Below are 7,548 nucleotides of genomic sequence, written 5' to 3'. Positions count from 1 at the left end.
ACTGAGCGTCGCTCAGTTCATACCGCCTAACCGCCACCATCGACCTCCGTGCCTAACACGGTATCTTATGAATCAGCGATTAAGCGATTTGGGAATCCTGAATGTCGATTGGTCCTAGCGCGTTGTCCTGTCAAGTTATTTAGTTGCGCCTTACGGAGTCTCGGTGGCGGATAGTAACGTTGGATGACAACTACAAGAATACGCCGATTCCTTAACAATCTCGGTAAACGTTTGTAGTTAATCGGAACTTAACCTTTCCTCCTCATTATCCATAACCAACAACGGGATTTGGGCACCTGTTTCATGGTGATCCAAGCAGCGGAATGTATTGGAGTGGGCCATGAAGAGAATTTTGAGTGGCGTTGTTGCTATGTTGCTCAGCGGCACGGCAGCCTATGCTGCGGATGTCTACCAACCACCTATGGAGCCGGTGCCGGAGCAGCCCGTCGAGGTCATCCAGACCAGCGGCTGGTACCTGCGCGGCGACGTCGGTTATGCCTGGAACAAGCTGCGCGGCGCCAACTTCTACCAGGGGAGCGGGCCGGGAGTGACGGGCACTCTCACGAATTTCGAGACGGCCGATATTGATGACTCCTGGGTCGTCGGCGCCGGTGTCGGCTACCAGTTCAACAACTACCTGCGCAGCGACGTCACGCTCGACTACTGGGGTAGCGCCGATTTCACCGGTTCGACCCTGGGCGGCTGCGGCAGCTTTCCGGGTGAGCCCTGCAGGTCGCGTGATGTAACCTCGGTTTCCGCCTGGAGCCTGATGGCGAACGCCTATGTCGACGTCGGCACCTACGGCGCCTTCACCCCTTACGTCGGTGCCGGTATCGGTGCAACCCACGTCAAGTGGGACAAGCTGCGTAACACCGCCTGCGTCATTGGCGACCCCAGCAGATGCGACCCGACGACGGAACACAACGGCGAGAGCAAGTGGCGCTTCACCTATGCGCTGATGGCCGGTACTGCGATCGACCTGACCTGCAATCTCAAGGCCGATGTCGGCTACCGCTTCCGCCAGGTCGATGACGGCGACATGTTCGGCTTTGCCAACGGTGGCGGCCCGGGCTTCGACAAGGGCTTCTATGTCCATGAGGCGCGCGCCGGTCTGCGCTACTCCTTCGGCAATGTCTGCGAAGTTCCTTACGAACCGGAGCCGATCGTCTACAAGTGATCACACAGTCCTACTGCATGTTTCCTTTAATCGTAACCGATTAAAGGACAAAAACATGCAGCAATTCAAAGCCCTACAACGACCTTTGCGCGTCTGATAAGACGCGCGGCGCTGTAGCATGTGCAAAGGCGACCTCCGGGTGGCCTTTTTCGTTGCCGCCAACCTTTACTTGTTTCCTAATGGGCATGGTTAACCGCGAGTTAACCAGTCGCTGCCAATAGTTAACGCTGAACGAAGCGGCAATGGCATGGCCGTTTCCGCGTATGGCAGTGGTGAAGGGGCATGGACATGGATTGGCGAAACGGGTTCTGCGGAGCCGCTTTTGGTGCCGGCCTGCTCCTTTCCGGCTCGGTTCTCGCGGCCGACGAAGATCTGCTGAACGCCCCCGAGATCGTCATCGAGAAAGAGGCCGCCGGCAGCGGCGCGATCTATCTGCGCGGCGACATCGGTTACGCGCCCTGGCGCAGCGAAGGCGACCCCTACTATCGGACCTTTGACGCAGGCACGCTAACCTACGCCCACGTGCCGTTCGACAGCGCCCGTTTCGACAAGCCGTTCTCGGGTTCGCTCGGCATCGGCTATCAGTTCACCGATACGTTTCGCGCCGACCTGACCGCCGACTATTTCGAAGGCCGCTTCGGTGGCTCGTCATCTTCTGCCAATCCCTGCGCGGGGCAGGGGGCGGGCACGTCCTGTGCCTTTTCGACCGGGGCCGACTACTCCGCCCTCGGCCTGATGGCCAACGCCTATGTCGATTTCGGCACGCTTGCCGGCTTCACGCCCTATGTCGGCGCCGGTCTCGGCGCGACGCGTCTCAACTGGGACACTGCGATCGAAAGAGCGACGTGCGTGGCTGGCGGTGGCGCTTGTGCCGGTACGTCCGCCTCGACCGCCTTCGAGGGGCGTGACAGCTGGCGCTTCACCTATGCGCTGATGGCGGGCGTCTCCTATGACCTCAGCGACCAGTTGAAGCTCGACGTCGGTTATCGCTATTCTCACATCGCCGATGGCGAGATGTTCGGCTTCGGTGCCGAAGCGCTTGCCGGCGCTACCGGCGACAAGGGTTTCGACGACGGCTTATCCCGCCATGAGATCCGCGCGGGTCTGCGCTTCTCGTTCTAACTTCTTGAAGGCCGGAGCTCGGCGGAAACCAGACCGTGCCTGGCACTGCGTGCTGCAATTCCGCATCCGGAGCGAGATATCGGCTGGGCAACAATCGGTCGGCGGATTTCGTGTCGCCTTTGCAGATGTTGCCCGCGACGCCATAAATTTTCTCGATTGCGACAAAGCGCTTGACTTCCGGTTCCGTCCACAATATCGACGACGGCGGGACACCCTTCCCCAACGAAGGGCTATCTATCTGGAAGGATAGCACATGGCAAAGCCTGCACCGCCGGACCTCCGTCCGAACAATACCCATTTCTCTTCTGGTCCTTGCTCGAAGCGCCCCGGTTGGACGCTCGATGCTCTCTCCGATGCTCCGCTCGGTCGTTCGCACCGCGCCAAGATCGGCAAGACGAAGCTGAAGCAGGCCATCGATCTTACCCGTGACATTCTCGAAGTGCCGGCTGACTACCGTATCGGTATCGTGCCCGCTTCCGATACTGGCGCCGTCGAAATGGCGCTCTGGTCGCTGCTGGGTCAGCGCGGCGTCGACATGGTTGCCTGGGAAAGCTTCGGCGCCGGTTGGGTGACCGATGTGGTCAAGCAGCTGAAGCTCGCCGACGTGCGCAAGTTCGAAGCCGGCTACGGCGAGCTTCCCGATCTTTCCAAGGTCGATTTCGACCGCGACGTCGTCTTTACCTGGAACGGCACCACGTCCGGCGTCCGCGTCCCGAACGCCGACTTCATCCCGGCCGACCGCAAGGGCCTGACCATCTGCGACGCGACATCTGCCGCTTTTGCGCAGAACCTCGACTTCGCCAAGCTCGATGTCGTCACCTTCTCCTGGCAGAAGGTTCTTGGCGGCGAGGGCGCTCATGGCGTCATCATCCTTTCGCCGCGCGCCGTCGAGCGCCTGCTGACTTACGTTCCGGCCTGGCCGCTGCCGAAGATCTTCCGCATGACCTCGGGCGGCAAGCTGATCGAGGGCATCTTCACCGGCGAAACCATCAACACGCCGTCGATGCTCTGCGTCGAGGACTATATCGACGCGCTGCTCTGGGCAGAGCAGGTCGGCGGACTCAAGGGCCTGATGGCCCGCGCCGACGCCAATGCGCAGGCGATCTTCGACTTCGTCGCCGCCAATGGCTGGATCGCCAACCTGGCGGTCAAGGACGAGACCCGCTCCAACACCTCGGTCTGCCTGAAGATCGTCGACAAGGACGTGTCTGCGCTCGATGCCGACGGACAGGCTGCCTTCGCCAAGGGCGTGGTCGCACTTCTCGAAAAGGAAGGCGTTGCCTTCGACATCGGCCACTATCGCGATGCGCCGTCGGGCCTTCGCATCTGGGCCGGTGCCACGATCGAGACCGCCGATATGAAGGCGCTGATGCCGTGGCTGACCTGGGCCTTCGAGACCCAGAAGGCAACGCTGGCGCAGGCCGCGGCCTGATCAGACAAGGGTGAGGAACAATGGACTTCGCCCGCATCTCACACTGATTTGAGTGATCCGCTTCGCTCCCCATGGGAGCGAGGCCTGGCTAACCGCATTCCCATTCAGACCTGATCTTTAAGGAGGCCTCTCATGGCACCTCGCGTTCTCGTATCCGACGAACTGTCGGAAACCGCCGTCCAGATCTTCCGCGACCGCGGCGTCGAAGTTGATTTTCAGCCGAAGCTCGGCAAGGACAAGGACAAGCTCGCCGAAATCATCGGCAACTATGACGGCCTTGCGATCCGCTCGGCCACCAAGGCGACCGAGAAGCTGATCGCGGCTGCGACCAACCTCAAGGTCATCGGCCGCGCCGGCATCGGCGTCGACAACGTCGACATCCCGGCCGCCTCGCGCCGCGGTATCATCGTGATGAACACGCCCTTCGGCAACTCGATCACAACAGCAGAACACGCGATCGCACTGCTCTTTGCCGTTGCCCGCCAGCTTCCGGCCGCCGATACTTCGACGCAGGCCGGCAAGTGGGAAAAGTCGCGTTTCATGGGTGTCGAAATTACCGGCAAGATGCTCGGCGTCATCGGCGCCGGCAATATCGGTTCGATCGTCTGCTCGCGTGCCATCGGCCTGAAGATGCATGTGCTTGCCTACGACCCGTTCCTGTCCAAGGAGCGGGCCGAGGAAATGGGCGTCACGAAGGTCGAGCTCGACGAGCTGCTCGCCCAGGCCGACTTCATCACGCTGCACGTGCCGCTGACGGACAAGACGCGCAACATCCTGAGCGCCGAAGCGCTCGCCAAGACGAAGCCGGGCGTGCGCATCGTCAACTGCGCCCGCGGTGGTCTCGTCGATGAGAAGGCGCTCGCCGAAGCGATCAAGTCCGGTCATGTCGCCGGCGCCGGCTTCGACGTCTTCGAGGTCGAACCCGCCACGGAAAGCCCGCTCTTCGGCCTGCCGAACGTCGTCTGCACGCCGCACCTCGGCGCCTCGACCACGGAAGCGCAGGAAAACGTCGCGCTCCAGGTCGCCGAACAGATGTCGGACTACCTGGTCAAGGGTGCGGTCTCCAACGCCATCAACATGCCGTCGATCACCGCTGAGGAGGCGCCGATCCTCAAGCCGTTCATCCGGCTTGCCGACGTTCTCGGCGCCTTCGTCGGTCAGGTGACGGAAAGCGCGATCAAGGAAATCGAGATCCTCTATGACGGCTCGACTGCCGGCATGAACACCAAGGCGCTGACGAGCGCCGTGCTCGCGGGCCTGATCCGGCCGCAGGTTGCCGACGTCAACATGGTTTCGGCGCCGGTCATGATCAAGGAGAAGGGCGTCATCCTGTCGGAGGTCAAGCGTGACAAGACCGGCGTCTTCGACGGCTATATCAAGCTGACGGTGAAGACGGCGAACCAGACGCGTTCGGTGGCTGGTACGGTGTTTTCGGACGGCAAGCCGCGCTTCATCCAGATCAAGGGCATCAACCTTGATGCGGATGTCGGCAGCCACATGGTCTACATCACCAACACCGACGTTCCCGGCATGATCGGCTTCATCGGCATGACGCTCGGCGATGCCGGCGTCAACATCGCCAACTTCCAGCTCGGCCGCGAGAAGGAAGGCGGCGACGCGATCGCGCTGCTCTATGTCGACGGTGCGGTCTCCGAGGCAGTTCTTGACAAGCTGCGCGCCAATCAGGCAATTCGCCAGGCAAAGCCGCTGGTCTTCAACATCGATTGATGCCGGCGCAGAAGGCGGCTGCACGATCTGCTGCTTTGTCGACCCAATCACGGGACAAATGAGGACGCACCGGCCGACCGCCGGTGCGTTTTCCTGTTCCGAAGGCATGTGACGAGAAATGACCGAAATGACGTTTCGCTGGCGCGAGGCAAGCCTGCCCGACCTCACCTCGGTTTCGGAGATCCAGCTCGTGGTCCACCAGGCCTTCCCGGAAGATGATGCGGTGCTCGCCGATCGCATCGCGCTCAGCCCCGCCGGCTGTTTCATGCTGGACGCCAAGGGGCAGTCGCGCGGCTATGTGCTCAGCCACCCGTGGCTCCGGGGTGCACCACCGTCGCTCAACACCATGCTCGGCGAAATTCCTGATGCCGCCGACACCTGGTACATCCACGACCTTGCGCTTCTGCCTGAGATGCGCGGTTCCGGGGCAGGAGGCGGCGTGCTGCCGGTGCTTGAGGATGTCGCCCGGGCAGAAGGCTTCCGGTCGATGTCGCTCGTTTCGGTCAACGGTTCCCGCGGTTTCTGGGAGAGGCAGGGGTTCGAGGTCCGTATGGACGAGCGGTTGGGACGCAAGCTCGCAAGCTACGGAGAGGAAGCGCTCTACATGGAGCGGTATCTCGCCTGAACGAAAAATGGCGCCGCGTCGGCGCCATTTTTGTCTCTCGATGGATCCGCCTCAAGCCGCCCGCTGTGCGGCCGGGCGCCATTACCTTTCCTCGACCATGACTTGGGCGAGCCTGCCGGAGAGTACGTTGCTTTCACCGGCCAGCGCCTGGCTGGCCGCCGAGGTCTGTTCGACCATGGCCGCGTTCTGCTGCGTCATCTGGTCCATCTGGTTGACCGCGGTGTTGATTTCACGCAGCCCGACCGACTGTTCCCGTGCGGCCGTGGCGATGGCGACGATGCGGTCGTTGATCTCATTGACCCGGCGCTCGATGTCGCCAAGTGCCGAGCCCGTCGCCTCGACGATCGCCTGAAACTTGCCCGGCAGGCGCGAAGCCCGCTCAGCGTGGGCGTCCTTTTTCGGCAATGGCGATACCGCCGAGCACAAGGAGAAGCGCGACGAGATGGAAGAGGTGGAGGGTCTCGCCGATCAGCATCACCGATAGAAGCGTCCCGAAAACGGGGATCGCATTGATGAAAAGGCCGGCGCGGTTGGCGCCGATCATCTCGACGCCACGAACATAGAGCACCTGCGACATTAGTGACGGGAAGATCGCGGCGTAAAGGACGATGATCCAGCCGGTGCTATCCGGCACGATGGCAGTGCCGGTGCCGATCTCCCAGAATAACAGCGGTATGGCGCTTAGCAGTGCGCCGAAGGCGGGAGCCGCGATGAAGCTCTGCCAGTGCATCGTCGGCTTGTAGCGCAGCGCCACGGTGTAGCCGGCATAGACGACGCAGGCTGCGATCATCAGCGCATCGCCGAAGTTGAACTCGAGCGACAAAAGGCTGGTAATGTCGCCATGGGCGGCGGTCACCAGCACGCCGACAAGGGTGACGGTGAAGCCGATGACCTGCGCGACCGACGCCTTCGTGCGAAACAGTGCGAAATTGAACAGGAAGATCAGCATCGGGATGCCGGCCTGAAGAATGACGGCGTTGATCGCGCTCGTGTATTTCAATGCCGAATAGAGCAGGGCGTTGAAGGTGGTGAAGCCGATGGCGCCATAGGCAAGAAGCTGCAGCCAGTGCTTGCGGATCTTGTCCCAGTCACGCCGGATCTGCGGCGTCATCAGCACCAGGATCACGATCAGGGCGAAGACCCAACGCAAGGTGGTCAGCATCATCGGGCTCACATGCCCGACCGCCATCTTGCCGGCGACGGAATTGCCACCCCAGAAGAGCGCGGTGATGCAGAGATAGAAGTAGGCCTTGGAATTCACGATGCTTAGACCTGTGCGGGGATCGGCGCGTTGTTGCCGAGATGGCGGGAGGAGACGAAGATATAGGCGCTAAATCCCGGCCTTGTCATGCAAAAAGGGCGGAACGCCGGACAGAACGGGGTCGCTTTCCAGATGACAACACAGTATAGATGCGCGGGTTTGAGAACAGCGCAGCCTCGGTTGCGCGCCTGAACAGGAAGAGA

6 protein-coding genes and 1 pseudogene are annotated in these 7,548 nt (G+C 61.5%); 5 read left to right on the top strand and 2 right to left on the bottom strand.

The genetic code is table 11. From position 1 onward, the window contains the following. Positions 1 to 340: 340 nt before the first annotated feature. The 5 genes from BBX50_RS08045 to BBX50_RS08025 all read left to right on the top strand — a co-directional run bounded on the left by BBX50_RS08045 (position 341) and on the right by BBX50_RS08025 (position 6,084). Positions 341 to 1,177: an outer membrane protein gene (locus tag BBX50_RS08045; protein ID WP_065774788.1), complete on the top strand. Its 837-nt coding sequence runs from the start codon at positions 341 to 343 to the stop codon at positions 1,175 to 1,177. 288 nt (positions 1,178 to 1,465) lie between these two features. After that, positions 1,466 to 2,299 (top strand): outer membrane protein, encoded by an 834-nt coding sequence (locus BBX50_RS08040; RefSeq protein ID WP_065774801.1) that lies wholly within the window; start codon positions 1,466 to 1,468, stop codon positions 2,297 to 2,299. 253 nt (positions 2,300 to 2,552) lie between these two features. Further along, positions 2,553 to 3,731, top strand: coding sequence for a phosphoserine transaminase (locus tag BBX50_RS08035; protein ID WP_065774787.1), 1,179 nt, complete (start codon positions 2,553 to 2,555; stop codon positions 3,729 to 3,731). Between the two features lie 132 nt (positions 3,732 to 3,863). Further along, the gene (gene serA / locus BBX50_RS08030) at positions 3,864 to 5,459 is read left to right on the top strand and encodes a phosphoglycerate dehydrogenase (protein ID WP_065774786.1); all 1,596 of its coding nucleotides are present in this window, start codon (positions 3,864 to 3,866) and stop codon (positions 5,457 to 5,459) included. A 118-nt stretch (positions 5,460 to 5,577) separates the two neighbouring features. Beyond that, entirely contained in the window at positions 5,578 to 6,084 is a 507-nt protein-coding gene (locus BBX50_RS08025) for a GNAT family N-acetyltransferase (protein WP_065774785.1), read from the top strand. Positions 6,085 to 6,165: 81 nt separating this feature from the next. Here the strand turns inward: BBX50_RS08025 and BBX50_RS30240 are convergent. After that, positions 6,166 to 6,429, bottom strand: a pseudogene (locus BBX50_RS30240) (chemotaxis protein); the annotation flags it as partial. Positions 6,430 to 6,463: 34 nt separating this feature from the next. Further along, positions 6,464 to 7,345 carry a DMT family transporter gene (locus tag BBX50_RS08015; protein ID WP_065774783.1) on the bottom strand — a complete coding sequence of 294 codons (882 nt, stop codon included), beginning with the start codon at positions 7,343 to 7,345 and terminating at the stop codon, positions 6,464 to 6,466. Between the last annotated feature and the right edge of the window lie 203 nt (positions 7,346 to 7,548).

This window comes from Ensifer sp. LC11, assembly GCF_001695835.1.
In the GTDB taxonomy this organism is placed as follows: Bacteria; Pseudomonadota; Alphaproteobacteria; order Rhizobiales; family Rhizobiaceae; genus Ensifer.
This window is presented reverse-complemented; position numbering and strand designations above follow the sequence as displayed.

What these genes read in the sequence shown, in the direction of transcription:
- BBX50_RS08045 (WP_065774788.1), top strand. Translation starts at nt 341, where the DNA reads ATGAAGAGAATTTTGAGTGGCGTTGTTGCTATGTTGCTCAGCGGCACG.
- BBX50_RS08040 (WP_065774801.1), top strand. Translation starts at nt 1,466, where the DNA reads ATGGATTGGCGAAACGGGTTCTGCGGAGCCGCTTTTGGTGCCGGCCTG.
- BBX50_RS08035 (WP_065774787.1), top strand. Translation starts at nt 2,553, where the DNA reads ATGGCAAAGCCTGCACCGCCGGACCTCCGTCCGAACAATACCCATTTC.
- serA (WP_065774786.1), top strand. Translation starts at nt 3,864, where the DNA reads ATGGCACCTCGCGTTCTCGTATCCGACGAACTGTCGGAAACCGCCGTC.
- BBX50_RS08025 (WP_065774785.1), top strand. Translation starts at nt 5,578, where the DNA reads ATGACCGAAATGACGTTTCGCTGGCGCGAGGCAAGCCTGCCCGACCTC.